Source organism: Nocardia sp. NPDC058640 (genome assembly GCF_042716995.1).
GTDB lineage: Bacteria > Actinomycetota > Actinomycetes > Mycobacteriales > Mycobacteriaceae > Nocardia.
Genome location: NZ_JBHXRG010000005.1, coordinates 149,761 through 175,855, shown reverse-complemented (window position 1 = coordinate 175,855; position 26,095 = coordinate 149,761). Strand labels below are relative to the sequence as shown.

24 protein-coding genes are annotated in these 26,095 nt (G+C 67.5%); 11 read left to right on the top strand and 13 right to left on the bottom strand.

What is annotated here, in order from left to right; translation table 11 throughout:
* Positions 1-29 precede the first annotated feature (29 nt).
* Positions 30-1,226 carry a GNAT family N-acetyltransferase gene (locus ACFWU5_RS10115; RefSeq protein WP_379241718.1) on the bottom strand — a complete coding sequence of 399 codons (1,197 nt, stop codon included), beginning with the start codon at positions 1,224-1,226 and terminating at the stop codon, positions 30-32.
* A gap of 44 nt (positions 1,227-1,270) precedes the next feature.
* Positions 1,271-1,561: a hypothetical protein gene (locus ACFWU5_RS10110; RefSeq protein ID WP_379241983.1), complete on the bottom strand. Its 291-nt coding sequence runs from the start codon at positions 1,559-1,561 to the stop codon at positions 1,271-1,273.
* Between the two features lie 243 nt (positions 1,562-1,804).
* Between ACFWU5_RS10110 and ACFWU5_RS10105 the strand changes: the two genes are divergently transcribed.
* Positions 1,805-1,951, top strand: a complete 147-nt coding sequence (locus ACFWU5_RS10105; protein ID WP_379241717.1) for a hypothetical protein — start codon at positions 1,805-1,807, stop codon at positions 1,949-1,951.
* Between the two features lie 73 nt (positions 1,952-2,024).
* Here ACFWU5_RS10105 and ACFWU5_RS10100 read toward each other — a convergent pair whose 3' ends face one another.
* Positions 2,025-2,669 carry a response regulator gene (locus ACFWU5_RS10100; protein WP_379266845.1) on the bottom strand — a complete coding sequence of 215 codons (645 nt, stop codon included), beginning with the start codon at positions 2,667-2,669 and terminating at the stop codon, positions 2,025-2,027.
* Complete coding sequence (locus ACFWU5_RS10095; protein WP_379266844.1) at positions 2,666-3,814, bottom strand: sensor histidine kinase; 1,149 nt, start codon at positions 3,812-3,814, stop codon at positions 2,666-2,668. Before ACFWU5_RS10095 ends, ACFWU5_RS10100 begins: the two co-directional genes overlap by 4 nt.
* A gap of 109 nt (positions 3,815-3,923) precedes the next feature.
* Here ACFWU5_RS10095 and ACFWU5_RS10090 point away from each other — a divergent pair, with 109 nt between their 5' ends.
* Complete coding sequence (locus tag ACFWU5_RS10090) at positions 3,924-4,472, top strand: hypothetical protein (protein ID WP_379266843.1); 549 nt, start codon at positions 3,924-3,926, stop codon at positions 4,470-4,472.
* A gap of 109 nt (positions 4,473-4,581) precedes the next feature.
* A complete protein-coding gene (locus ACFWU5_RS10085) occupies positions 4,582-6,075 on the top strand; it encodes an MFS transporter (protein WP_379266842.1) in 1,494 nt (497 codons plus the stop codon).
* On the opposite strand, the gene ACFWU5_RS10080 is transcribed toward ACFWU5_RS10085, so the two are convergent.
* Complete coding sequence (locus ACFWU5_RS10080) at positions 6,010-6,870, bottom strand: metal-dependent hydrolase (RefSeq protein ID WP_379266841.1); 861 nt, start codon at positions 6,868-6,870, stop codon at positions 6,010-6,012. The two genes, ACFWU5_RS10085 and ACFWU5_RS10080, sit on opposite strands and share 66 nt — an antisense overlap.
* Positions 6,867-7,466, bottom strand: a complete 600-nt coding sequence (locus ACFWU5_RS10075) for a TetR/AcrR family transcriptional regulator (RefSeq protein WP_379266840.1) — start codon at positions 7,464-7,466, stop codon at positions 6,867-6,869. Before ACFWU5_RS10075 ends, ACFWU5_RS10080 begins: the two co-directional genes overlap by 4 nt.
* A gap of 121 nt (positions 7,467-7,587) precedes the next feature.
* Here ACFWU5_RS10075 and ACFWU5_RS10070 point away from each other — a divergent pair, with 121 nt between their 5' ends.
* Positions 7,588-8,367: a class I SAM-dependent methyltransferase gene (locus ACFWU5_RS10070; RefSeq protein ID WP_379266839.1), complete on the top strand. Its 780-nt coding sequence runs from the start codon at positions 7,588-7,590 to the stop codon at positions 8,365-8,367.
* 94 nt (positions 8,368-8,461) lie between these two features.
* On the opposite strand, the gene ACFWU5_RS10065 is transcribed toward ACFWU5_RS10070, so the two are convergent.
* Positions 8,462-9,460, bottom strand: a complete 999-nt coding sequence (locus ACFWU5_RS10065; protein WP_379241709.1) for a hypothetical protein — start codon at positions 9,458-9,460, stop codon at positions 8,462-8,464.
* A gap of 307 nt (positions 9,461-9,767) precedes the next feature.
* Between ACFWU5_RS10065 and ACFWU5_RS10060 the strand changes: the two genes are divergently transcribed.
* Entirely contained in the window at positions 9,768-10,760 is a 993-nt protein-coding gene (locus ACFWU5_RS10060) for an LLM class flavin-dependent oxidoreductase (RefSeq protein ID WP_379266838.1), read from the top strand.
* 2 nt (positions 10,761-10,762) lie between these two features.
* Here the strand turns inward: ACFWU5_RS10060 and ACFWU5_RS10055 are convergent, their stop codons facing one another.
* Positions 10,763-11,590, bottom strand: a complete 828-nt coding sequence (locus ACFWU5_RS10055; protein ID WP_379266837.1) for an NADPH-dependent oxidoreductase — start codon at positions 11,588-11,590, stop codon at positions 10,763-10,765.
* Positions 11,591-11,713: 123 nt separating this feature from the next.
* On the opposite strand from ACFWU5_RS10055, the gene ACFWU5_RS10050 reads away from it, so the two are divergent.
* A complete protein-coding gene (locus tag ACFWU5_RS10050) occupies positions 11,714-12,292 on the top strand; it encodes a pyridoxamine 5'-phosphate oxidase family protein (protein ID WP_379266836.1) in 579 nt (192 codons plus the stop codon).
* A 2-nt stretch (positions 12,293-12,294) separates the two neighbouring features.
* On the opposite strand, the gene ACFWU5_RS10045 is transcribed toward ACFWU5_RS10050, so the two are convergent.
* Positions 12,295-13,287 carry an SMP-30/gluconolactonase/LRE family protein gene (locus ACFWU5_RS10045; RefSeq protein ID WP_379266835.1) on the bottom strand — a complete coding sequence of 331 codons (993 nt, stop codon included), beginning with the start codon at positions 13,285-13,287 and terminating at the stop codon, positions 12,295-12,297.
* A gap of 132 nt (positions 13,288-13,419) precedes the next feature.
* Here ACFWU5_RS10045 and ACFWU5_RS10040 point away from each other — a divergent pair, with 132 nt between their 5' ends.
* A complete protein-coding gene (locus tag ACFWU5_RS10040; protein WP_379266834.1) occupies positions 13,420-14,166 on the top strand; it encodes a M50 family metallopeptidase in 747 nt (248 codons plus the stop codon).
* Here the strand turns inward: ACFWU5_RS10040 and ACFWU5_RS10035 are convergent.
* Together ACFWU5_RS10035 and ACFWU5_RS10030 are read right to left on the bottom strand one after the other, a co-directional pair.
* The gene (locus ACFWU5_RS10035; RefSeq protein ID WP_379241982.1) at positions 14,157-14,639 is read right to left on the bottom strand and encodes a gluconokinase; all 483 of its coding nucleotides are present in this window, start codon (positions 14,637-14,639) and stop codon (positions 14,157-14,159) included. The genes ACFWU5_RS10040 and ACFWU5_RS10035 overlap by 10 nt on opposite strands.
* 94 nt (positions 14,640-14,733) lie before the next feature.
* Positions 14,734-16,770, bottom strand: a complete 2,037-nt coding sequence (locus tag ACFWU5_RS10030) for a CocE/NonD family hydrolase (RefSeq protein ID WP_379266833.1) — start codon at positions 16,768-16,770, stop codon at positions 14,734-14,736.
* Between the two features lie 250 nt (positions 16,771-17,020).
* Here ACFWU5_RS10030 and ACFWU5_RS10025 point away from each other — a divergent pair, with 250 nt between their 5' ends.
* A complete protein-coding gene (locus tag ACFWU5_RS10025; protein WP_379266832.1) occupies positions 17,021-17,821 on the top strand; it encodes a VOC family protein in 801 nt (266 codons plus the stop codon).
* A 98-nt stretch (positions 17,822-17,919) separates the two neighbouring features.
* Here the strand turns inward: ACFWU5_RS10025 and ACFWU5_RS10020 are convergent, their stop codons facing one another.
* On the bottom strand, positions 17,920-19,554 hold the full coding sequence (locus ACFWU5_RS10020; protein ID WP_379266831.1) for a PucR family transcriptional regulator: 1,635 nt from the start codon (positions 19,552-19,554) through the stop codon (positions 17,920-17,922).
* A 139-nt stretch (positions 19,555-19,693) separates the two neighbouring features.
* Between ACFWU5_RS10020 and pruA the strand changes: the two genes are divergently transcribed.
* From pruA to ACFWU5_RS10005, 3 genes are all read left to right on the top strand, one after another.
* Positions 19,694-21,340: an L-glutamate gamma-semialdehyde dehydrogenase gene (gene pruA, locus ACFWU5_RS10015; RefSeq protein ID WP_379266830.1), complete on the top strand. Its 1,647-nt coding sequence runs from the start codon at positions 19,694-19,696 to the stop codon at positions 21,338-21,340.
* On the top strand, positions 21,340-22,305 hold the full coding sequence (locus ACFWU5_RS10010) for a proline dehydrogenase family protein (RefSeq protein WP_379266829.1): 966 nt from the start codon (positions 21,340-21,342) through the stop codon (positions 22,303-22,305). The genes pruA and ACFWU5_RS10010 overlap by 1 nt, the downstream gene beginning before the upstream one ends.
* Before the next feature lie 126 nt (positions 22,306-22,431).
* Positions 22,432-23,859, top strand: a complete 1,428-nt coding sequence (locus tag ACFWU5_RS10005) for an amino acid permease (RefSeq protein ID WP_379241698.1) — start codon at positions 22,432-22,434, stop codon at positions 23,857-23,859.
* Here the strand turns inward: ACFWU5_RS10005 and ACFWU5_RS10000 are convergent, their stop codons facing one another.
* Positions 23,860-25,923 (bottom strand): AMP-binding protein, encoded by a 2,064-nt coding sequence (locus ACFWU5_RS10000; RefSeq protein ID WP_379241697.1) that lies wholly within the window; start codon positions 25,921-25,923, stop codon positions 23,860-23,862.
* Between the last annotated feature and the right edge of the window lie 172 nt (positions 25,924-26,095).

The following is a 26,095-nucleotide window of genomic DNA, read 5'->3' as shown; positions in this document are numbered from 1 at the left end:
TGTGCGCTGAGCGCGGGTTTTCCACCGGGTCAGAAGAACGTCCCACTGAAAGGCAGTGCGGGAGTAGCGAACAGGTCGTCCGCGGCGTCGGCAGCACCGGGGCGGTGCTCGACGACTCGTCCAGAGAGCGCGAGCTGACGCCACGTCGACCCGCCGAGGTACACCGCACCCAGCGTCGCGACATCGACGGTGATGTCGGCGGCCTCGTCGACCCTGGTCACACCGTCCGCGGCAATCCGGTACGCGCCGGTGTTGGCGGTGAGGATCGCATCGTCGACCCGCACGACCACCGGCGGCGCGTCACGGTAGGTGCGGCGGGCCAGCGCGGCGGGAACGTCCACCAGCCGCAGCCAGGTTTCGTCGTGCACCGACGTGATCTGGACCGCGCGTTCGTCGACGAACAGGTGCCGCAGCGGCGCGTCCACCGGCGCGAACGCGAAAGTCACCTTGTCGACCAGGTCGACCGACAGCAGATGCCGGATCAGACCGAGGTAGGCCTGCGGGGTGGTCGCCACGAAATCGTCCACGACGATCGTGCGGTCACGGCTGTTGAACCAGTTCGCGGTATCGACCGGGTGGTAGCGGGCGAACCCGTCCTCCGCGCCGACAGGTCCGTGCGCCACGGTGTACACCGGCTCGACCGCGATGCGCTGTTTCAGCTTCCACCAGTATTCGGGACGATCGATCGCGCCGGTCCAGGAGAGCGCGGCGGTCGCGTAGATCTGCGGGAACAGCTTCCACGACTCGGCCGGTTCGACGAATCGCACCGGCCCCGAGCTCGGCACCGTGTCACGCAGACGAGCCCGGCCACGCCACAAGTCAAGGCGCGCAAACGAACTCGCCACGCCGTACCCGAACCGCTCGTAGATCGACCCCTCCGACGCACGCAGGCTCGCGACGACTTCCCCGCGCGCGGCGATGTCGTCGAGCTGCCTGCGCAGCAAGCCGGTGAGCACCCCGCGCCGGGTGTGCGTGGGCAGCACACCGACGTGAGTGACCGCCGCGTGCGACACGCGCGCACCACCGGGCACGACCAGCCAGCTCGTGTACGCCTCCGCGGTGCCCACCAACTGGCCGTCGATCCGCGCACCCACCGTGCGACCCGGCTCGGACAGGTGATCGGGATGCGCAGGCAGCGGTGGTAACCCCACCATCGCCGCACGGAACAGCGCGCTCGCCGCGTGCAGGTCGTCGTCGGTGTGCAGGGTGTCGATGTCAACAGTCACCCGACCACTGTCCCCGATCCTCGGGCGAGAGCTCGCACCCGGTGTCAGGCGCCGATGACGGCGTTCATGATCGTGCCCGCGCTGGTGGCGATCGCACCGCCCGCCATGGCGCTGGCGATCATCTTCGGTGACTGTAGGCCGCCGCCGTTCCACTTCTCCCAGGCGAACCGGCCGCCGCCGTAGGTGATGGCGGTGACGCCCGACAGCAAGATCATCCAGGTGAAGTACCGGCCCAGCTGCATCACCTTGTCGGCCATCGGCGGAGCCTCCGGCGTCGGATTGCCCACCTGGGCGAAGACGATGCCATAGGTGTCGTGCACTGCGGCCAGGATCATGCTCACGTTCGGTGCTCCTTCGTCGATTGCTCGTGGTTGAAGCCGAGGACGAGAACTCGAATCTGGCCGCTTCGGTGATGTGGGCCACACTGTGGGTAAACCATGAGCGCAGTCACGCATGTATAGCCGTGCCTCGGTCGCGCCGTGGCCCTACTATCGAAGTGCGGGCTTGGTCCATAATCGGCGCGACGAGGCGCTGACCACCACCTTCATCGCTCACCTACCGTACCGCGAGGAGGGCACATGGCTTTCTTCATTCCCTTGTTCGTCGCGTTTCTTCTGGTGATCGCCGCAGTGGTAGCCGCGTCCTACGCCACCGTTTCGGTGACCTATTGGTTTGAGTCACGCCGGATTCGTCTGGCGCAGTCCGACCCACACCCTGCACGCTGAACCCTGATCCGACCCGTTGTCCCGGTACCTGCCCGCGGTACCGGGACAACGTCGGTTTTCGGCCGGGTGCGGGTCAGGGCAAGTCGAGGCCGGACTGTGACGCGATCACCGCGGCCTGCACGCGCGACGGCACACCCAGCTTGCTCAGCACCCGGGAGACGTGCGTTTTCACGGTGGCCTCGCCGATGCGCAGCCGCGTGCCGATCTGACTGTTGGACAGGCCGGCGCCCAGGCCCGCGAGCACCTGCCGTTCACGGTCGGTGAGCGCGGACAGGTCGGGCGGCGGCGTAGCCTGCGCGACCCGAGGCAGTGCGGTGATCACCGTGCGCGTCACCTTCGGGTCCAGGACCGCGTCACCCTGCGCCACGGCCAACACGGCGCGGACCAGGTCGTCACCGCCGACGGACTTGAGCAGGAACCCGCTGGCGCCCGCCGCCAGTGCGCCCAGGACATACTCGTCGATGGCAAACGTGGTCAGTACCAACACTTTTGCGTGCGTTTCCGCCACGACGGCCGCGGTGGCTTCCAGGCCGTCCACGCGCGGCATCCGCACATCCATCAGCACCACATCGGGGCTCAGCGCACGGGCTTGCCGCACTGCCGCGGCACCGTCGGCCGCTTCGCCGATCACCTGCACTTCGCCGGAGACTTCGAGCAGCATCTTCAGTCCGGCACGGATGGCGGCATGGTCGTCGACCACCACGACGGTGACAGTCACTTGTCCCCCAACGGGATTCGCGCGCACACGCGCCAGATGCCGTCGTGCGCGCCCGCAGTGATGGTGCCGTCGACGGATTCCGCGCGAAACATCATGTTGCGCAGTCCGTTTCCCTTGCCCGGGACTCCTATCCGCGTGACAGGATTCGTCGCTGAGACCACCAATCGCTCTGCCTCGCGGGTCAATTCGATGTCCAGAGGTGCACCGGGGGCGTGTTTGGTGGCGTTCGCGAGGGTTTCACTCAGGATCCGGGTCACCACGGCTTCGACCGCGGTGGGTAGCTCGAGATCGTCGGGACGACGCACTGTCACCGAACCGCCCGCCGCCTCGGCCGCGTCGATCAGCCCGTCCAGGGAGGACAGTCGCGTGGTCACGGCGGTGTCATCGGGTCCGGTCAGCACGTCGATGGTCGTGCGCATCTCCTCGAGCGCGGCGAGGCTGCTCGACCGAATCGTCTGCAGCACAGCGGTATTACCGGGATCGCGCTGCGCCACTTCCGCCAGGATCGCGACCGCGGAGACATGTCCAGCGACCGCGTCGTGCAGGTCGCGGGCCAGCTTCCTGCGTTCCTCGCCGATCGCGGCGGACCGTTCGGCATCGCGGGCGGCGAGTTCGGCGCGCGCGGCATCGCGTTCGGCATCGACCATCCGGCGAGACGCGCGGATCGCGCGCGCATAACCCAGCGGCGACCAGGTCAGGGCGACACCGACCAGCGTGGCATACAGCCCCGCGCGGATCCCGGCCACGCTCAGCGCCAGCAGCGCCCCGCCCATGGTCACGATCAGCGCGAACCAGCCCACCACCGCGCCCAACCGGTTCGATCCGGTGCTCACGGCCAGGAAGATCACGTCGGTCAGCGCGATCCACAGCGGCAGCGACGGCCCGAACGAGAAGTCCGCGGCCAACAGCGCGACCATCATCCCGAACGCCAGGGCCGGTCGATGTTGCGCGGTGACCTGGATCGCCAGCGCCGCGAACAGCAACCCCACCTTGACCGCGGCCGGGTACGGATCGCGATCGGCGACCAGCGACCACCCGCCCGCGGCCCACAGCAACAGCCCGACTCCGAAAACGCCGACGGCCGCGAAGGTCGCGCTGTCGAACGCGTCCCCGAGCCGATCCATGAGCGCACGCGGTGGGGGCATTCCCCCATTTCAGCACATCGAGGTCAGGGTTGAAGTCCCCCGAAAGACGGACGAACCCGCGACCGGAAGCGGGACGCCGTCGGCGTGCTACCCCCGGCACAGTGAGGGGATGAACGAGTTGAACAATCCCGTACTGCTGACGATCGCGGGATGCGAAATCGGTTTCTGGGTGCTGGTGCTGGGCGGGTTGCTGCTGCGCTACGTGGTCCGACTGCCCCGCGCCAGCACGATCACGCTGGCCCTGGTGCCGGTATTGGACGTAGTGCTGGTGGTCGCGGTGGCCATCGACCTGCACCGCGGCGGCGAGGTGACGTTCGCGCACCGCGTCGCCGGGATCTACCTGGGCTGCACCGTGATGTTCGGCGGCCGCATGATCCGCTGGGCCGACGAACGATTCGCCCACCGCTTCGCCGATGGTCCAGCGCCGGTGAAGGTCCCGAAGTACGGCCCGCAACGCACCCGCAAGGAATGGGCGGATTTCTCCCGCTGGCTCGGCGCGGCAGCCATCGCCGGCGCACTGACAGTGGTGTTGAGCTACACGGTCGCCGACGCCGCACAACGCGAACAGTTGATGGGAGTCTTCGGCAGCCTGGGCGTGATCACGGTGATCTGGTTGCTGACCGGGCCGATCTGGGTTTCAACGTCACGGGGTAACTGAGCCCGCGCGGAGACCGATCACGTCACACCCTGGGAAAACGGCGTGCGGGAGCACCCGTGCGCCGGATACCTTATGCGCAGTGGTTAGGCGAAGCAACGAGAGGATCCCGGTGGCAACCGATACCGCAAGCCCGGCTGTCGGTCTGCGTTCCGAACGAGGTGCGATCCTGGCATCGCTGATGCTGTCGACCTCGCTGGTCGCCCTGGACTCGACCATCATCGCCACCGCGGTGCTCACCATCACCGACTCGCTCGGCGGGTTCGCGATGTTCCCGTGGTTGTTCTCGATCTACCTGCTCGCGCAAGCGGTGACGGTGCCGATCTACGGCAAACTCGCCGACATGGTGGGGCGTAAGCCGGTGATCCTGTTCGGGATCGCGGCGTTCGCGGTGGGGTCGCTGCTGTGCGGGTTGGCCACGAACATGGTGGCGCTCATCGCCTTTCGGGCGATTCAGGGGATCGGCGCGGGTGCGATCCAGCCCACCACGATCGTGATCGCCGGTGATCTGTACACGCTGGCCGAGCGGGCCAAGGTGCAGGGATACATGGCGGGGGTGTGGGCCGCTTCAGCGGTGCTCGGGCCGCTGCTGGGCGGGTTGTTGACCGACCAGGTGAGTTGGCGGTGGATCTTTCTGATCAACCTGCCGTTGTGCGCGGTGGCGGCGTGGATGTTGATGCGGCACTACACGGAAACGACGACGCGCAGCGTGCAGCGGATCGACTATCTCGGCGCTGTGCTGCTGACCTTCGGGGCGGGCGGGTTGATTCTGGCTCTGCTCGAGGGTGGGCACGCGTGGGCGTGGACGTCGCCGGTGTCGCTGTCGTTGTTCGCCGGGAGTGCGGCGGTGCTGACACTGTTCGCGGTGGTGGAGTTGCGCACCGCGAATCCCATTCTGCCGCTGTGGATCTTCACCCGACGAATCGTGGTGGCCAGCAGCATGGTTTCGTTGCTGGTCGGTGCCGTCGTGCTCGGATTGACTTCGTACGTCCCGACTTTCGCTCAGGGCGTGCTGGGGACCACAGCACTGGTCGCCGGGCTCACCGTCGGCGGGCTCACGTTGGGTTGGCCTCTGGCCGCGACGCTGTCGGGCAGGCTGTACCTGCGCTGGGGATTCCGCATCAGCGGGCTGATCGGCAGCGCGTTGGCCGTACTCGGTTGTGCGACAACACTACTGGTCACCGCACAGTCCAGCCCCTGGCAGATCGCGGCGTCGTGCTTCCTGATCGGTGGTGGCATGGGACTGGTCGCCTCCCCCACACTCATCGCGGCCCAGGCCAGCGCGCACTGGCACGAACGCGGCGTGGTCACCTCCGCCAACATGTTCGCCCGTTCCCTGGGCAGTGCCGTGGGCGTGGCCGTGTTCGGCGCGATGGTCAACGCGGGCATCCGCGACCCCGACCACCCCACCCCCACCGAACTCGCCCAGGGCATCCACCTGGTCTTCGTCGCCATGCTGGTCATGGTCGTGATCATGCTGTTCGCCGCCGCGACCATGCCGCGACGTCCCCTCGGCGGCGAAATCGACCGGGTGGACCCGTCAGTGCAGGTGATCGGTCAGGGAACCGTCGGCACCGAAAAGCTCGGCGGTCCACTGCGCGAGTAGCGCGCTGTTGTCGACATCGTCGGGATGGAAGCCCGGCTTCAGATAGTCGCGCACGCGACGGCGAACCGTTCTGGAAACAAACGGGGTATGCCGAATCGCGGCAACACTTTTGGCCAGGCGCACCGGGTTGCGCGTCGCACGGTCCCCCAGCAACGACACCGTGGAATTCACCACGATGCTCGTGCCGAACAGGACCAGGATCGCGCACATCGTCGCGATCCGACGGCGCTCACCCCCGCCGACACTGCGATACACGTCGAAAGCGACAGCCCGATGCTCGGATTCCTCCACCGCGTGCCACAACAGCATCGAACGAACCTCGGTCGAACCGAGCAGCTCCTGTGCACGCTCGTCCTGAAGCAGAGTCTCCGCGAACACCGCGGTGAAATGCTCCAACGCCGCCGTAATCGCCAAGCAGGTCAGCGGCGGAAGAATCCGCTCGTACACGTGCAGGATCCACCGGGTAGTCCGCTCTTCCCGACGAGTCGGATACCCCATCTGCCCCAGCCGCAGATTCAACTCCCGATGCTCACGCCCGTGCGTGATCTCCTGCCCGACAAACCCCCGAACCTGCTGCGCGAGAACAGGATCGGTAATCGAGTCCGCATACCGACGAACCGAGCGAACGAAGAACTCCTCCCCCTCGGGAAAAGTCGCCGACAGGTAGGCGATCACGTGACTCATCACCAGATCCCCGCCCACGAAGTGGCGAGCCAACGACCCTTCCGGGTAATCGAAGTGAATCCGTCGCACGCGAATCGCGGGCTGGTCTTTCGGGTTCGGTCCGGTTGTCATGATGCCTCCAACGGCCCTGCGAGTGCGGTGCGCAACATTGATTTGAAGGTGGTGAGAACGGTGTCGGTGTCGTACGGCTGATGCCCGGGAAGCGATCCCGCGACAGCCAGCCCGGTCATCAGCGAATACACCAGATGCAGGCCGGCCCCGGCGGGCGGTGCGGCGGGAAACAATGTGGCGTAGGCATATTCGCTGGCGGACAGAAAATCACGATCCATCGCGACGACAGCGGTCGCCAGATCCGGATCTGTGCGCGCGGCGGTCCACAGTTCGTTCCACGCCAGAAACGTGGGACGCGAATACATCGACCACAGCATGTCCACCGCCGCATCGACGGTGTCGGCCGAGGGGTCCAACCCCATCATGGACTCCTGGTACTCCTCGATCCGCCGATCGAACGCGTGACTGACCGCAGCGGTGAGCAGCTGCGATTTCGTCGGAAAGTGATGCAGCAGAGCACCTATCGATACGCCCGCGCGGTGCGCTACTTCGCTGGTGGTCGTCCCCCGAAATCCGAACTCCACCAACGCGTCGAACGCGGCGTCGAGCAACACCTTGCGCGTTTCCCGCCGCCGTTCGTCCTGCGTCCGGCGCATTCGCTGCACTGTCACACCATCGAGAATGACACAACTAACCGTAAACAGATCCGGTTTCTTCTCCATTGCGCCGCGTAATAAACCGACTGGTCAGCAGGCTATTTGCCGCTACCGTGGCGATATGGCGGACATCGGGGGGACGGAAAAGGACGACCTGCGGGCGCGGCGGGCCAGTTCGTTCGGGGCGCACGCTGAGCTCTATGCGCAGCATCGACCGGATTATCCGGAGGCGGGGATTCGATGGGCGTTGGAGGCGAGCGGCGGGCTCGTTGTCCTCGACTTGGGGGCGGGGACGGGCAAGCTCACCGGTGGGCTACTCGCCGCCGGTGCCGAGGTGATCGCCGTGGAACCGGACGAGGCGATGCGTGCCGAGTTCGTGCGGCAGTTTCCCGGCGTCGCGGCGCTTTCCGGTGCAGCGGAGGCGATTCCGCTGCCCGACGGGTCGGCGGACGCGGTAATGGTCGGGCAGGCGTTGCACTGGTTCGACCAGGAGCGGGCGTTTCCGGAGATCGCGCGTGTGCTGCGCGAGGACGGGGTGTTCGCCGCGCTGTGGAACAACGACGACGATCGGGTGCCGTGGGTGGCCGGACTGCAGCGCGTGGTGCGCACCGATTCATCGTTCCCACCGCCCACCTCGGACGACAAACGTCCGACGCATCCCCTGTTCAGCGAATTCGAGCAGGCCGAGTTCCCGCACACGCAGCGGCGGACAGCCGAATCGCTGACGACCACCATCGGCACCTACTCGCATACCGTGGTGATTCCGGCGCGGCAACGGGCCGAATTGCTCAGTGGGATCAGTGATTACCTGCTCGCCGAACCGGCGACGGCGCACGGAGAGTTCGACTTCCCGCTGCGCACCACGGTGATCCGCGCCGTCCGTCGCGCACCATTGTTGTGACGTGGTGACGACGGTGTCGGTGCACTAACGCGTCAGGTTCATCGCCGCGTCGACGGGTGCGGCCGCTGCCGGTCGGGGCGACGGCCGCTGTCCACTAAGCCGAGCGGTCCTCCGCTCTGCGTACCACGTCTACGACCTCGTCGGATGCGAACTCGACGACTCGGCGGACGCGGGAGTTGGCGACGGGGGCCAGGTCGACCACGATGGTGGCGCCTGCGGTGGGTTGGGTGATGGCGGTGATGCGGTCTTGGAGGAAGCCGCCGTCGGGGACGGGGACTCGGATGATGTCGCCGACGGTGAGGGCTTCGGCGCGGATGCCGGTGGGGGTGGGGTCGTGGGTGCCGCTGCGGGTGTGGCCTACGGTGGCGCCCAGGCCGCGTTCGGCGATGGTCCACCAGACGGGGGTGTCGGGTTCTTCGGGGCCTATTCTGTTGTGCCAGGACAGGATTCGGTCGCGTTCGGCTTCGGCGGCGGTGCGGGTCTCGTGCAGCGAGATCTGGCGGCGGACGGGGGCGTTGCGGGTACGGGTGGTGCCCGCGGCGCCGTCGATGACCAGGATCCAGCGGGCGCCTACGGCTTCGTCGCGGCGGGCGGTGACGCGTTTGGCCAGGGCCAGGCCCGGTGTCGCGCCCAGTCGGTCGGCGGCTTCCTCGATGCTGTCGACCAGGCCCAGCGATCGCAGCAGTTCCGCGACCGACAGTTCCGAGGTGGCCAGTTCCTGGGCCAGGGCGGGCATGGGGGTGCGTCTGCGCCAGCCGATGCGGGCGCAGTGTTCGTGGCGGGTGAACCACAGGCCGCTGCGGAAACGGCGGTGATTGTCGACTACGACCGCCCACCAGTTCCAGTCCGGTTCGGCGACAAGGCGTTTACGGATCCAGCGTTCTCGTTCGGCGGTGGGTATCCGTTCCTCGGCTGGTACGAAATTGCGCAGTGCGGTGCGCACGGCCGATTCGGTGCGTCCGACGGTGATCGCGGTGGCGGCCAGGTCGACACCGGAGCGTAGGTCGTCGGCCAGGACTCGGTATTCGGATTCGCGCCAGGTGGTTCCGTGCTGGCGTGGCGGGCGTAGATCGCCGCGGTTGTCGTCACTCATCAAGTGCCCCCGTTCTCGCACAGCCCAGGCGCATTCGCGTCCGGGCCTGTTGTGTGACAACTACGACGATACGCAGGGGGTATGACATAAAATGTGCCCTCTGCCAGCGGCTTTCCAGCAAACAGCCACCCGGTCCCGAACCGGAACTCGCCCGCGCCGAACAGACGACCAGGATCCGCCGCGTCGAACAGCCGACGAGGCGACCGCCCGGTTACCGTGGCAGTAGTCACCACTTTCGACACTCGGAAATACCGGCGGCCCGACGCGGGTTGGCTTCGATAGGGGCACTACACAGTCGAGGAGGCTCATGAGCGCGGTCACGCTGTCGGTACTGGATCTGGCACCGGTGCAGTCCGATGCGAACGCGGGTGACGCGTTGCGTGCCACGACCCGGTTCGCTCAGCACGCTGAGGAGCTGGGGTTTCGCCGATTCTGGGTGGCCGAGCATCACAACATGCCCGGTATCGCCAGTGCTGCGCCCGCGGTGGTGTTGGCGCACCTGGCCGCGTCGACCTCGCGGATCCGGGTCGGTTCGGGCGGGGTGATGTTGCCCAATCACCCGCCGCTGGTGGTCGCCGAACAGTTCGGCACCCTCGAGGCGCTGCATCCCGGACGGATCGATCTGGGGATCGGGCGCGCGCCCGGCACCGATCCAGTGACCGCGCGTGCGCTGCGGCGCAGTGCCGAAGGACTCGGCGGTGACGCGTTCCCGCAGGAGCTCACGGCACTGATCGGCTTCTTCCGGGGCGCGGATCCGAACGGGATCGTGGCAAGCCCCGGTCTGGGCGCGGAACCGGAGGTGTGGTTGCTCGGGTCCAGCGGTTACAGCGCGCAGGTCGCCGCGGTGCTGGGGCTGCCGTTCGCGTTCGCGCACCACATCGCGCCGGATAACACCGTCGCCGCGTTGCAGCTGTATCGCGACAACTTCCGCCCGTCGCAAACCCTGAGCGAGCCGTACACGATCGTGGCCGCCTCGGCGATCTGCGCCGACACCGATGCCGAAGCCGACCGGCTCGCCGCACCGCGCGACCTCGCCTTCGCCAATCTGCGCTCGGGTCGCCCCCAGGCCATCGCCACCCCGGAGCAGGCCGCGGGCTTCCCCCGCACCGAGGCCGAACGGCATTTCGCCGCACAGCGCCGGGCCGGGCAGTTGCAGGGTTCGCCGGACACGGTGCGCGCGCAGGCCGCGCAACTCCTGGATGCGACCGACGCCGACGAGCTCATGCTCAACACCCTGATCTACGACCTCGACGCACGCATCCGCTCGCTCGAGCTGACCAGCAAGGCGATCAACGGCTGAGCTCAGCGCAGGCGAAATCCCAAGGCGATCAAGGACTCTCGCAGGCGGTGCCGACCGTAGAGCGCCTCTTTCGACGCCAGTCGAGCAAGCACCCGCTCGGTCCACGAATACGGCAGGCCCTGTTCGGTGTAGATCTCGCCGATGCGGTGCTCGTAGGCGGCCACCGGCTCGCGTTGGCTGGACAGGTCGTAGGTTTCGTGATGCAGTACCGCGGCCTGCGGCAGGCGCGGTTTGATCCGGGTGCCTTCGGTCGGGTCGGGATGGCCCACGACCAGGCCGAAAACCGGGAAAACGTGTGCGGGAAGGTTCAATTCGGCGGCGACACGCTCGGGGTCGTTGCGTAGCGCGCCGATGTAGACGGTGCCCAGACCCAGCGATTCCGCGGCCAGCACCGCGTTCTGGGCGGCCAGCGCCGCGTCGATCACCCCGACGAAGCTGGTTTCGAGATAGTCCGCACCGTCCAGTGGTGCGTGGTGATCGTGCGCGAGTTGACGCAGCCGCGCGAAGTCCGCGACCCACACCAGCAGCACCGGCGCCTGCTCGATATGCGCTTGTCCCCCAGCGACTTCGGCCAACCTCGCCCGTCGATCAGGGTCGCGCACCTCGACCACACTCCACGCCTGCAGGTTCGACGAGGTGGCCGCCGACTGCGCGGCCGAGACCAGCAGCTGGATCGTTTCCGGCGACACCGGATCGGGCAGATAGCGACGCACAGATTTGTGCGCGTGCAGCACGTCGAGCACCGAATTCCACTGTGCGGGAACAGAAGTGGTCGGGTCCGCGTAGCGGTGCTGCACGGGGTGGACGATGCTGGGTGCGGTCTGCGTCATGCACCCATGATCACGCACCCCGGCGGGGGCGGTCTGCGGTATATCTCACCGTGAATCGAAGGCCAGCGGTCGTTACAGTAACTAACGGAGAGCCTGCTGCCATGCGGGACGAGGGAGTGCGTGATGGGCAAGATTTTCGACCGGATCGACGACAAACTGCGGGCGTTCATCGCCGATCAGCCGATGTTCTTCATCGGCACCGCACCGTCGCAGGGCGGCCACGTCAACGTCTCTCCCAAGGGTTACCGCGACACCTTCGCCGTGATCGACGACCACACCGTGGCCTACCTGGACCTGTTCGGCAGCGGTTCGGAGACCATCGCCCACCTGCGCGACAACGGCCGGATCACCGTGATGTTCTGCTCGTTCACGCGTACCACCCGCATCCTGCGACTGTTCGGCACCGGTCGCGTGATTCGCCCCGACTCCCCCGAATTCGACACCCTGCGTACGTATTTCGGCACCGATCACCCCGGAATCCGTGCGGTGGTGCTGGTGTCGGTGGAGCGCATCGCCGATTCGTGCGGTTGGTCGGTGCCCAAACTCGACCTCGTCGAGGAACGGTTCATCCTCGACGAAGCCCATTCCCGCCGCACCGACGCCGACTTCGCCCGCCGCATCGCGGGCGACAACGCCACCAGCATCGACGGCCTGCCCGCGCTCGAGCCCGACCACCCGGTGCCGTCGAGCGTGCTGCGCTGACCTCAGGCCGCCGGCTTCGAGGTCACCGCGATCGCGGATTCGGACAGACTGCCCAGGTACAGGGTGCCGTGATGTTCGGCTACCGAGGTGACCATCGCGTAGTCGGCGCCGTCGCGTTGCAGGTCGTGGACGATATTTCCGTCGAAGTCCAGCGCGAGCACCCACACCGAGCGCACGGGTGCGGGTTTCAGGCTCGGCGGTAGGGCGTCGACCAGGCGACGCAAGATGCCGGGCAGCGGAGCGAGCTTGTCCAGCAACAGGTTTCGAGGCGAGGCCAAGGCGACCCAGATCAGACCGTCGCTGCCCAGGAGCATGTTGTCGGGCAGGCCCGGCAGGTTCTCGACGAGGTGGTCGGTGGTCCCGGCTCGCGGGCCGGTCAGCCAGTGTCGGGTGATCCGATAGGCGCCGGTTTCGGCGACCAGCACGCAGGATCGATCCGGGGCGAGCACGACGCCGTTGCCGAATTGCAGGCCGTCGACGAGGACCTCCAGACGCCCGTCGGGGTCGCGGCGGACCAACTGACCGGTGCCCGAATGTTCCAGTAGGTCGGTGATCCAGTGTTCCAGCGGCCAGCGCCGGGAGGAGACCGAGAAGTAGAGGGTGCCGTCGTCGTCGCGAATCACGTTGCTGGGGAACGTGAGCGGCGCGCCGTCGAGTTCATCGACGACGACCTCCAGTTCGGCGCCGGCCTCGGCCAGCCGGAAGATGCCGCGGCCCGCGACGCAGACCAGCAGCGAACCGTCGGCCTCGGCGTGCATACCCAGTGGCCGACCACCCGCGTGCGCGATCTGCTCGACCGCGCCGGTGGCCGGATCCACGCGCAGGATCGTGCCGTCGGCCGTTCCCGTGACCAGGCGACCGTCGGCCAGCACCACGACATCCTCGGGCCCCTGACCCGGCAGTGGCAGCAGCCGGGTCGGCGGCATCGGCGGGTCGCTGTGGGTTTGCCGCGCACGAGCGGTGGGTTGCGGCGGAGTCCAACGGTGAGGTCGCATCTGCATCACCATTGCTATCACGGCGAATACCGCAAACCGGATGATTCGCCGGAACTCGAACGCGCACAACGGCTCTGCGCACGATGTCCGCACGACACCACCCCCGAGCTCGCGCACGGCTAGAGTGCGACGGTGAACACCGGATCCGCCAGTACGCTGCTCGACCGTCTCCTCGCACCCCAGCCCGCACCCGCCTGGTGGCTGGTACTGGCCACCGCCATGGTCGCCCTCCTGCTGGTCGGTTACCGGCCGCTATGGCGGCTGACCAGGGCCGCGGTGACCGTGGCGCACGAGGGTGGGCACGCGCTGGTCGCACTGCTCACCGGACGCCGACTGCACGCGATCACCCTGCACACCGACACGTCGGGCCTGACCGTGTCCAGCGGCAAACCGACCGGCCCCGGCATGATCCTCACCGCCGCCGCCGGGTATCCCGCACCCGCGCTGCTCGGTCTGGGTTACGCGGCGCTGCTGGGCACCGGCCGGGTGACGCTGATGCTGTGGGCGACGCTGTTGATGCTGGCCGCGGTGCTGGTCAAGGTGCGCAACGTGTACGGGCTGATCACCGTCGCGGTGCTGGGTGCGCTGGTGTTCGGGGTGTCCTGGTTCGGCACCGATCTGCTGCAGGCCGCGTTCGCGTATCTGGCGGCGTGGTTCCTGCTGCTCGCCGCGGTGCGCCCGGTATTCGAACTGCAACGCGGACGCCGCAGGCAACCCGGACGCACCGACTCCGACGCCGATCAACTGGCCCGGCTGACCCACCTGCCCGCGCTGCTGTGGGTGCTGTTCTTCGCCGCCCTGTGCCTGGCAGCGCTGGTGGTCGGCGCGCTGTTGATGCTGGCACCCGTGGAGGAACTACATCCGCTGCTTCAGCGGTGATCGGCGATCCAGGCGTCCACGCCCTCGGTGACCAGACGGCTGGGCGGCTGCAGTGCGTTGAGGGTGACGCCTGCTTCGTCGGGCTGCAGCGGTTCGAGGGTCTCGAGTTGGGAATCCAGTAGGACCGTGGGCATGAAATGCCCGAGTCGGCCGGTCATGCGGCGCAGCAGTTCGTCGCGGGTGGCGGCCAGGTACACGAAGTAGGTCTGCGGTGCCATCGCGCGCAGGCGGTCGCGGTAGACGCGGCGCAACGCCGAGCAGGTGGCCACGCCGCCATTCTCGTGATGCTCGGCCAGCCACTCGCCGACGGTGTCGAGCCAGGGCCAGCGATCCTCGTCGGTGAGTGGGATACCGGCGGCCATCTTCTCGATATTGGCCATCGGATGGAAGTCGTCGCCTTCGGCGTAGGGCACCTCGAGCCGATCGGCGGTGAGCGCACCCACCGTCGTCTTCCCGCACCCCGACACACCCATCACCACAATGACAGGTTCGACCACAGCGACCTCCTCGTCGGAAACGAACTGGCACGATCGAGCGTAGCGGCCACGGCGGCGGCGCTCGCTGCGATCAGGGAATGGGCCGGTCGGTGGGCAGGTTGACGAAACTCGGGGCCGCGGGGTCCAGGCGCACATGCTGGGGTTTGAGGCCGCTGGCGTTCAGCATCGGCCGGAACGGTAGGGCCTTGGGTGCGTTGCCGGCGAAAACGTCGATGCGCAGTCGGTGGCCCGGGGCCAGGACCGCCTGGGTGGGGATCACGGCGACATCGATGTCGGTGGGGGCGCCGGGTACAACCGGGAGCAACCGGTCCAGAGTCAGCGGGTTGAACGGTGCGGTGAAGTCGCCGTTGATCGAGCGGGCGCTGCGACGTTCGTCGACCGCGCGCATCGACGAGGTGAGCTGGCCGGTGGTGAGCACGGTCGAGGTGCCGTCGGGGGCCACGTCATTGACAGTGACGTTCCAGAAGCCGTCGGTGGCGTCGTGAATGGTGTTCAGCCGCACATTGATCGGACCGGAGATGACCGTTTGCTCGGTCAGCGGTGCGCTGGTGAAGGTGAGGCCGTTGCGTTCGGCGATGCGGGAATCCTTGGCGCAGGCGTCCAGTGCCGCGGTCATGCCCGCCGACCCCTGGGCCGCATCGCGTGAGCAGACCTGGTTCAAACCCGGTGCGACAGTGAGTGTTTCGGGCTTGCCCGGCACGGTGGCGGCGAGTGAACCATCGTGCAGGCTGTCTTCGGTGCTGCCACTGGGCGCGGCGGACAGGTAGACGCGGCGGTGCGTGACACCCGGCTGCGGGAATTCGCGCAAGGTAATCCAGTCGCCGCCTTGCTGTTTCACCGTCACCGGGCCGAATCTTTCGACACCGCTGTCGATATCCTTGAGCCACTTGTCGAACCAGGCCCGCTGCAGCACGTCCAAGCGCGGCGGTGCGCCCGGAACACCGGTTCCCGCACCGGGATTGGCGTGATAGGTGTCGCCGACGACGAGTTGCTTGCGGCCCGCGGGCAACGGGATCTGCTCGTAGAGTTTGGTCGCGCTGTTGGCGAAGATATCGTGCCAGCCGCCGTAGACGAAGGTGGGCACCGTGACGTTTTCCGGGTGGCCCATGATCGCTTCGCGGAAGGCCGAGGTCTCGTCGAGGGCGCCGTCCAGGGCGGGCGGCATGTTCGACAGCGACGGCGTGAGCAGCGACTGGGCCAGCAAGTCGAAGTTGGTGGTCGGGTCGGCGAGTCGGTCGTTGAACCAGGTCCAGTCGAACGTGCCGTCGACCATCGAGGCCACGTCGGGGATGAGTTTGAGCTGGTTGACCGAGTTCAACCACATCGGCAGGAACGTCGTGCCGACGCCGCCACCGGGGGCGACCACATCACGCATGAGATCGCTGCCCGGCTCGACCGGGAAGATCGCTTGCAGCGCGGGCGGGGCGTTCTCGGCGGCGCGCAGCTGGTTGATGCCGGAGTAGGAGCCGCCGCTCATGCCGATGCGACCGTTGGACCACGGCTGGTGCGCCGCCCAGTCGATCACCTCGCGGGTGTCGAGCTGTTCGCGCGCACCGAGGGTGTCCCATTTCCCTTGCGACAGACCAGTACCGCGCACGTCCGCGACCACCACGGTGTAGCCGCCGCGCACGAGTTTGCGGTCCACGCCGAGCATGGTCTGGATCATGCCGCCGTCCAGCGCCTGCATGAGATCACCGAAACCGCTGATCGGTGTGGTCGACAGGTTCAGTCGGCGCACGATGTCCACGGCGGTGGACTGCAGGCCGGGGATCGCGGCGGCCGATTCGATCAGGCCCGTCATGAGTTTCGAGTAGGGCGTGAGGCTCACGATCGTCGGCAGCGGTTGCTGCTCGATCACGCCCGCGGCGTCGGCGGGGCGGTAGACGTCGGCTTTGAGGACCACACCGTCGCTCATGGTGATCTGGACGCCGCGCTCCACCCGCACCTCGGGGTACGCACCGGGCCCGTCGTGGTGGGCGGTCCACCGGTCGGCCGGTGGTTGCGCCGGTTCCGCGCCCGCGGGCCCGCCACCGCAGCCGAGCACGACCACTACCGCGAGGATCGTCACCAGCATCCGGACGAACCCGCGTTCCGAACCTTTACCCATACATCGCTCCCGACCGGTTCGTCCCCACAGTTGACCGAGCCACCGCACGATCGGCGCGAAAAACATAACAGCGGTAACGAGTTGGGTGGGGCAGCGTCGGCCCGCTCGGACTGTCGCTGTGAACACGCGTTGTTCCAGTTCAGCGCGATTTCGGGGGTTCTCGTTCTTGTCGGTGCCCAGTGGTTGACTGCACTCATGCCGGTGCGCTCGGGGGCCGGTCTCACATCCATCGCCGAGAGGACGTTCGACAATGCCGACACGCGACGAAGCTTGGCCGCAGGGCACGCCCTGCTGGATCGACTGCCAGGTGGACGACACCGCCGCCGCCCGCGATTTCTACAGCGCGCTGTTCGGCTGGGAGATCCAGGACGGTCCCGCCGAGGCGGGCGGGTACCTCATGGCAACGCTGGACGGCCGACCGGCGGCGGGCATCGGCCCCAAACCCGAAGGCATGAGCGCGATGCCGTCGGTGTGGACCACGTACTTCGCGGCCGACCGGGCCGACGAGATCGCCGAACGCGTCACCAGGGCGGGCGGTCAGGTGTTCATGCCGCCGTTCGATGTGCTCGACGTGGGCCGGATGTTCATCGGCGCCGACCCGGCGGGCGGTGTGTTCGGTGTATGGGAAGCCAAGGCGCACAACGGTGCTGAGGTGTTCAACCAGGACGGTGCCTACTGCTGGAACGAACTGCACACCCCCGCGTACGTGCAGGCGCACGAGTTCTACACCAAGGTTTTCGGCTGGCACTACAACGAAATCGGCGACGGCGGGAGCTTCATCTACTCCACGTTCGCGCTGCCGGGCAGCAGTCACGAGATCGGCGGCATGATGGACGCGTCCGCGCTGAAAACTCCGCCCTACTGGCTCACCTGGATCCAGGTCGACGACACCGACGTATCGCTGGCCAAGGCGACCGAATTAGGTGCCACGGTGATCATGGGACCCGACGACAGTCCGTTCGGCCGGATGGGGATCATGCAGGCGCCGCAGGGTGAGGTGTTCGGCGTGATCGACCCGGCGACGACGGTGGGGGAAGCACCCGGCGCCTGAGCGAACACGACCTGCTGCCGCAACCCTCCCGGTGCGGGGTCGCCTCCGCACGTCACACGACTCCGCTCGACCTCGCGGGATCCGATCGAGCCGTGCTGTCACGGGTGACTGACAGGGGCTGCCGCGAGTTGGATCTCGAGCAGTAGGCGGTCGGCGGGGTCGGCGAGGTCGATGCCCAGGACCGCCTCGACCCTGCGCAACCGGTAGCGCAGGGTGTTCGGGTGCACGCACAGCACGGTCGCCGCCGCGCTCACCTCGCCGTGCGCGCGCAGGTACGCCTGGACCGACACTCGCAGCTCGGCGGCGTGTTCGCGGTCGTAGTCGTCGAGGGCGGCCAAGCGGGGGTCGTGCAGTTGGGGTCGGGTCCGGATCAGGTCGACGATCTCGGCCAGCAGCACCGCGGTGCGGGCCTCGGCCAAGGTGGCGACCCGGCTGTTGGCCGCGGCCGGGCTGTCCAGCACCCGGTCGACCTCGGCGCGCGCACCGGCCACGGCGATCAGGCCCGGTACCGGTGCGGCCACCGCGGCCCGCACCACCAGCGCCCGGGCCTGTTCCAGCTGGGTGACCAGCTTGCGCACCCACGAGCCGACGCTGTGCGTGGAGTGATAGGAGGGCAACAACACATACACCCGATCGCCGATCACTTCGGTCACCGAGTCATCACGAAAGGCACTGGCGTGCAAGCGAATCAACGCACTCGACGCGGCCAACGCCGCAGCGGCACCGGCCGTGGGATCGACCATGGCGAAGCCGATCACCGCGGCGGGACCCGCCTCGGGCAGGTTCAGCGCGGCGGCCACCGTGGGCACGTCGACACCGTCGCCGTGCGCGCCGAACAGCCTGCGCACCAGCACCGCCTCGGTCGACGGTGCGTCGAGCCGGCGCGCGATGATCCGGGCCGCAACCGCCGAGGCGCCACGCAATACCTGGGCGGCGTCGGGTCGCAATGGGGAGTCGCCCTGCTGCAACCAGATGGTGCCCAACATCCTGGCCTGCGCGCCGTCGGTGCCGCGCCGGATTCCCACCACCAGTCGGCGGCGGATGTCGAGTTCGGGATGTTCGGGCACGTCGACCACTTCGTCGCTGCGCCGCACCCGGTCGAACACGCCCCATTCGCGCAGGATCCGCAGGTAGTCGCTGGGGCCTTCCCGGCCGAGGATGGACCGGATCCGCAGTGGGTCCGCGGAGCTGTCGGAGGACGAATAGGCGAGCACGTGCGAACTGGGATCTTCGATGGAGATCATCCCGCCGGTCTCCTTCGCCACCACCTGCGCGAGGTCGAACAGGTCGGTCTCCGGAGCGAGCAGGTCGTGCCCGCCCGCGGCCGCGCGCCGTTCGGGCGAACGCGCCAGCATCCGCCGCACCAGCGGAAACACCTGGTCCCAGCGGGCGTGCCGGTGCACGTGTACCAGCGCGACCCCTGCCGCGCGGGCAGCGGCGCGGACTTCGGGAGAGTCGTTGGCGCTCTTGGTCATCAATACGCGCGGACGGTTCGCAAAGGCACGGAGACCCACACCGTTCAGCCACGCCACCGTGCCCGCGGCATCGACACCCACGACCAGATACACGTCGGGCAGCACCCCGCCGGATTCGAGGTGTTCGGGCAGGTCGGTCGGCTCGACCAGCGCCACCGACCGCACCACCTGCTCCCCCAACGGCGCGTCGACCAGGGTCGCCACGGTGTGGTCCAGCGCGGCGAGCAGCTCGCCCAGTGTCGTGGCCTCGTCAGCCATCGGAGATCTCCGTTTTTCGTTTGTCCGATCGAACAACAACCCAGGTGATACTTCATCCGATCAGCTGATTATGCACCGGTCACGACAGTGTTGACTACCTCACATCCCGCCACCGTCACCACACGCAGGAGCCGCACCCATGGACGCCATCGCGACCACTCCGCCGCCGGTCAACGAGCCCGTCGGCACCTTCGCCCCCGGGCGCCCCGAACGCGCGCGTCTACAGACCGCGCTCGCGCAGCTGTCCGCCTCCCCCACCCAGATCGCCCACGTGATCGGCGGTCGCCACCTGCCCGGTGAAGGCCCCGCGTTCGACGTTGTCCAACCGCACCGCCACGCCGCGGTCCTGGGCACCGGCCACGACGCGACCGCCGCCGAAGCCGCCGCCGCGGTCGAGGCCGCGAACGCCGCCGCCCCCACGTGGCAGGCGATGTCGTTCGACGATCGGGCCGCGATCTTCCTGCGCGCCGCGGACCTGCTGTCGGGGCCGTGGCGCGAGAAGATCGCCGCCGCGACGATGCTGGGCCAGTCGAAATCCGCGTACCAGGCCGAGATCGACGCACCGTGCGAACTGGCCGACTTCTGGCGGTTCAATGTGTCGTTCGCCCGCGAGATCCTCGCGCAGCAGCCGATCTCCTCGCCGGGTGTGTGGAACCGGATGGAATACCGCTCGCTCGAGGGGTTCGTCTACGCGGTGACCCCGTTCAACTTCACCGCCATCGCGGGCAACCTGCCCACCGCGCCCGCGCTGATGGGCAACACCGTGGTGTGGAAGCCAGCCAGGACCCAGGCGGTGGCCGCGTACCTGACCATGCAACTGCTCGAGGCCGCCGGTCTGCCGCCCGGGGTGATCAACCTGGTCAACGGGCCCGGCCCGGTGATCTCCGATGTGGTGCTTGCCGATTCGCGGCTGGCGGGCGTGCACTTCACCGGCTCGACGGCCACCTTCCAGCACCTGTGGCGCGAGGTCGCGCAACGCCTGGACGGCTACCGCACGTATCCGCGCCTGGTCGGCGAAACCGGCGGCAAGGACTTCGTTCTCGCGCACCCGTCGGCCGATCCGGCGGTGCTGACCACCGCCCTGATCCGGGGCGCGTTCGACTACCAGGGCCAGAAATGTTCGGCCGCTTCCCGCGCGTACATCCCCCGGTCGGTGTGGGCGCAGATGTCGGAGGACCTGATCGAACGGACATCGAATCTGCGCTATGGCGATGTCGCGGATTTCACGAATTTCGGTGGCGCGGTGATCGATCGGCGCGCGTTCGACCGCAACACCGCCGCACTGGAACGCGCCAAGGCCACACCGGGTTTGACCGTGGTAGCGGGCGGCCACAGTGATGACAGTGTGGGCTGGTTCGTCGACCCGACCATCGTGGTCGGCGACGACCCGACCGACGAGATCTTCCACACCGAGTACTTCGGCCCGATCCTGGCCGTGCACGTCTACGACGACAGCACCCCGACCGCCTTCGCCGACGCCATGGACCTGGTCGACAACGGCAGCCCCTACGGCCTGACCGGGTCGATCATCGCGCAGGACCGCGCCGCGATCGCCCAGGCCACGCAGCGGCTCACCTTCGCCGCGGGCAATTTCTACATCAACGACAAGCCGTCGGGCGCCGTCGTGGGCCAGCAACCGTTCGGCGGCGCACGCGCGTCGGGCACCAACGACAAGGCCGGTTCGCCACAGAACCTGCTGCGCTGGACGTCGGCGCGCACGATCAAGGAAACCTTCGTGCCGCCCACCGACCACAACTACCCCCACCAGGCATCGGAGGTCCAGTGATGTCGGCACTGCTGCGTTCGACCATGCTCGCCGCCGCGCGTTCCCCACGACTGGAACGCACCATCACCCGACTGCCCGTCAGTCGCGCGGTGGTGGCCCGCTTCGTGGCGGGAACCACCGTCAAACAGGCGGTGCGCGCCACCGAAACCCTGTTGCGCTCAGGACGTTTCGTCAGCATCGACTACCTCGGTGAGGACACCACCGACCCGGCCAGCGCCGAGGCCACGCTCGAGCAGTACCGCATGCTGATCGCCGCGCTGGGCCGTCTCCCCCAGGCGAAGGTCGCCACGGGAGCTGTTCGGCCGCTGGAGGTTTCGGTGAAACTGTCCGCGCTGGGTCAGGCACTACCGGACAACGGTCACGCGATCGCCCTCGAACATGCCCGCGAGATCTGTGCCGCGGCACAGGCCGCGGGCGTGTGGGTCACCGTCGACGCCGAAGACCACACCACCACCGATTCCACGCTGTCGATCGTGCGCGAACTGCGCGCGGACTACCCGTGGCTGGGCACCGTGCTGCAGGCCTACCTGCGCCGCACCGAGGAAGACTGCCGAACGCTGGCGGGACCGGGATCGCGAATCCGCCTGTGCAAGGGCGCCTATGACGAACCCGAGTCGGTCGCCTTCCGGGAAAAATCCGAGGTCGACGCGTCGTACCTGCGGTGCCTGGGCGTGCTCACCGCAGGCGAGGGCTACCCGATGATCGCCTCGCACGACCCGGTGGTGATCACCGCGGCCGGTGTCGGGGTGCAGTGCGCGCAACGCAAAACCGAGGAGTACGAGTACCAGATGCTGTTCGGTATCCGTACCGACGAACAGCAGCGACTCGCCGACGCGGGCAACCATGTTCGCGTCTACGTCCCCTACGGTGACCAGTGGTACGGGTACTTCATGCGCAGGCTCGCCGAAAGGCCCGCCAACGTGGGGTTCTTCCTGCGCGCACTGGTGGGCACACGCAAGCGTTAACCGGTTTTCACCACAGTCATTGCCGCTGAACATTATTCACACTCGATGCCCGCCTTCGCGCGTCGCGGTGTACTCAGATGAGCTCACCGTGACGCGGCGGTGTGCGCCGAGGAAAGGGAACGCGAAATGTCTTTCGCCCAGCTGCGCACACAAATGCTGCGCCGCAAACCACTGATGGAAGTCGATGACGAAGTACCCGTCGACGAGCGCCTGGCCAAATCGCTGGGCCTGTGGCAGCTCACCGCCATCGGCGTCGGCGGCATCATCGGTGCCGGCATCTTCACCCTCGCGGGCTCGGTCGCGCACTCGGTCACCGGCCCGGCCGTGCTGATCTCGTTCCTGATCGCCGGTGTCGCCAGTGCCGCGGCGGCACTGTGTTACGCCGAATTCGCGGGCATGGTCCCCAAAGCCGGCTCGGCCTACACCTACGGCTATGTCTCGCTGGGCGAGCTCGCGGGCTGGTTCATCGGCTGGGACCTGCTGCTCGAGTACATCGCCGTGGCGGCGGTGGTCGCGATCGGCGTGTCCGGTTACTTCGGGTTCCTGCTCGACCAGGTCGGGTTGACCCTGCCCGAATGGATGCTGGGCGCACCCGACACCGGCGACGGCCGCGTGGTCGACCTGTTCGCGGTGCTGTTCTGTCTGGGCACCGCATGGGTGCTGTCGCGCGGCATCGGCAGCGTCGGACGGTTCGAAACGGTCGCGGTCGGCATCAAGGTCGCACTGGTCGTGCTCATCGTGGTGCTGGGCGTGTTCCACATCGACAGCGCCAACTACGACCCCTACTTCCCGTACGGCACCGGCGCGGTGTGGACGGGCGCGGCCACGGTGTTCTTCGCGGTGTTCGGTTACGACGCGATGAGTACCGCCGCCGAGGAATCCATCGACGGACGCAAGCACCTACCCAAGGCGATCATCTACTCCCTGGCCATCGCGATGGTGTTGTACGTGCTGTGCACGCTCGTGCTCACCGGGATGCAGAAGTACACCGAAATCAGCCCGACCAGCGGTTTCTCCACCGCGTTCGAATCGGTGGGAATGCCGGGCGTTGCCAACATCATCGCGATCGGCGCGATCGTAGGCATCATGACCGTGGTGCTCACGTTCATGCTGGGCGTGACCCGGGTATGGTTCGCGATGAGCCGCGACGGCCTGCTGCCGATCTGGTTCGCCAAGACCCACCCCACCCGCAAGGTCCCCACCAGGGTCACCTGGATCGTGGGCATCGGCTCGGCGATCCTGGCCGGTGTGCTGCCGATCAACACCGTCGCCGAGCTCACCAATATCGGCATCCTGATGGCCTTCATCGTGGTGTCGATCTCGGTGATCGTGTTGCGCCGCACCAGGCCCGACGCACCGCGCAGCTTCAAGCTGCCGTTCATGCCGGTGATCCCGCTGATCGGCATCGGCTTCTCGGCCTACCTGATCTGGTCGCTGCCGTCGCAGACCTGGTGGCGATTCCTCGGCTGGCTGGCGGTGGGTCTGGTCATCTACTACTTCTATTCCCGCAAGCATTCGGTGATGAACCGGACCGCACCGTCACTGGACAAGTAGTTACTCGCTCAATGCCGACCCCGGCACGAGCACCCGTTTGAGGATCTTCCCGGTTTCCCCGCGCGGCAGCGCGTTCACGAACGTGACGTCGCGCGGGACCGAGAACCGACTGAGGCGGTTGCGTACATAGGTGCGCACCATGTCCGAATCCAGGCCGGCGCCTTCGCGTTTCACCACGAACGCGACCAGCCGCTGACCGAACTCCTTGTCCGGCACCCCGACCACGGCCACCTCGGCGACCTGCGGCAGATGCGCCAACGCCTCCTCGACCGGCCGCGGAAACACGTTCTCACCACCGGAGATGATCATCTCGTCGTCGCGACCGTCCACGAACAGTCGGCCCGCGGCGTCGACATAACCGAGGTCGCCGGTGTCGAGCATCCCGTCGGCTTCCTCGGGCGGCGCGGAGTTGACGTAACCGTCGAACAGCATGTGATTGGCCACGAAGATGTGCCCGGTGGAACCCACCGGCACCGGACGCAGATCCGGACCCAGCACCGCGACGCGCGTACCCAGCGGCGGGCGACCCGCGGTTGTCGGCGATACCCGCAGGTCGTCGGGGGTGGCGATACTGGCCCACGACACCTCGGTCGAGCCGTACACGTTGTAGAGAATGTCGCCGTAGTCGTCCAGGAACCGCAGCACCGTGGCCCCCGACAGCGGCGCACCGCAACTGACCACGAAACGCAGACTCGACAGATCACACTGCGCGCGAACCTCTTCGGGCACGTCGAGCAGGCGTTCCACCATCGTCGGCACCACGATCAACGTGGTGATCCGGTGCTGCGCCACCGCGCGCAGGCAGTCCGCGGCGTCGAAACCGTCCTGCAACACCACGGTCGCGCGCAACGCGGTGCTCAACTGCAACCCCGCCAGACCCCAGGTGTGGAACAGCGGCGCGGGAATGAGCATGACCTCTTCCACACGCAACGGAATCCGCGACAGCAGCGCGGCGATGGTGCCGAAACCCTTGGCGTGCGGACGACGCGCGCCCTTGGGCGCACCGCTGGTGCCGGAGGTGAGCACGATCAACCGACCGGGATTCGACGGCACCGGAAAGTCGGTGTGCGCCTGCGTGATCAGGTCGTCGACGGTGCGGCGATCGGTATCGGGCGGGCAATCGTCGGTGGTGTAGCGCGGCACATCGCTGTGCAGGTAGCGGATCAGCGTTTCCAGTTCACCGTCGACGAACACCGCGCTCAGGCGATGCCGCTGCACGATCTCCTCGATCCGACGCCCCGACAGCCCCGCGTTCAGCAGGGCAACGTCCACGCCGAGTTTGCCCGCGGCGACCATGGTTTCGACCATGCCCGCGTGATTGCGCGCCAGCAGACCGATCGCGTCACCCTTGCGCAGGCCCTGCGCGTACATCGCCGCGGCCAGCGCCGTGGACCTGGCATCGACCTCGGCGAAGGTGCGATCCCCGCTCGGGTCGATCAGCGCGAGTCGATCCGGGGTGCACGCCGCACCCGCCGCGTAGCCGCCCGCCAGGTTGAAGCCCCATTTCGACAGGGAGCGAAGCTGTCTCACCAGCGACACCGGATCGGGCCCCATCAATCCGGTGGCCGCGATATTGCGCGCGACCCCGGCATTGCGGCGCACCATCGACCGTTCGGCGTTGACCACCACCGAGGATCGGGTGCCCGCGATCACGTCGGCGGTGCGCCGCAATCCGGCCTTGACCCAGTCGGTGACCAGCGCGTTGTTGCTCTGCTCGAGCACCGGATGCACCCGCGCGGTGGCGAACAGGGTGATTTCCAGGCGGGTGCGCTGCTGGTCGCCACGCAGGCGGACCGAGGCGAAACTTCCCAGCAGCGGACTGCGCAGTTCGAAACTCTCGTACCAGCGGCCGATGACCAGCACGAACTCGTGGGTCCGGATCCCGGCGCCGGCCGAGCCGATCCGTACCTGCCAGTGGACCGCCCCGTCGGGGCGTTCGACCGGTTCACAACTGCCGATGCCGGTGAACATGCGTGGATAGCTCTGCGGATCCAGCAGGACATCCCACAGTGCTTGCCGCGCGATGGTGAAATCCGCGCTGACATCGATGACGTCGGTGACCAAACTGCGTGCTCTACTTCCCGTCGGCCTGTTCGACCCGTGTGGTCGGCGGGCAAATATGGGCGCGGTGGTCGATACCACCTCGCGGGTCGCCACGCTACCCGGCCGCGACGCCCCCACATCAAGAATCAGACAAAACCGGTGGTTCGGTGCGGTTTCGACCGGACTTTGTCTT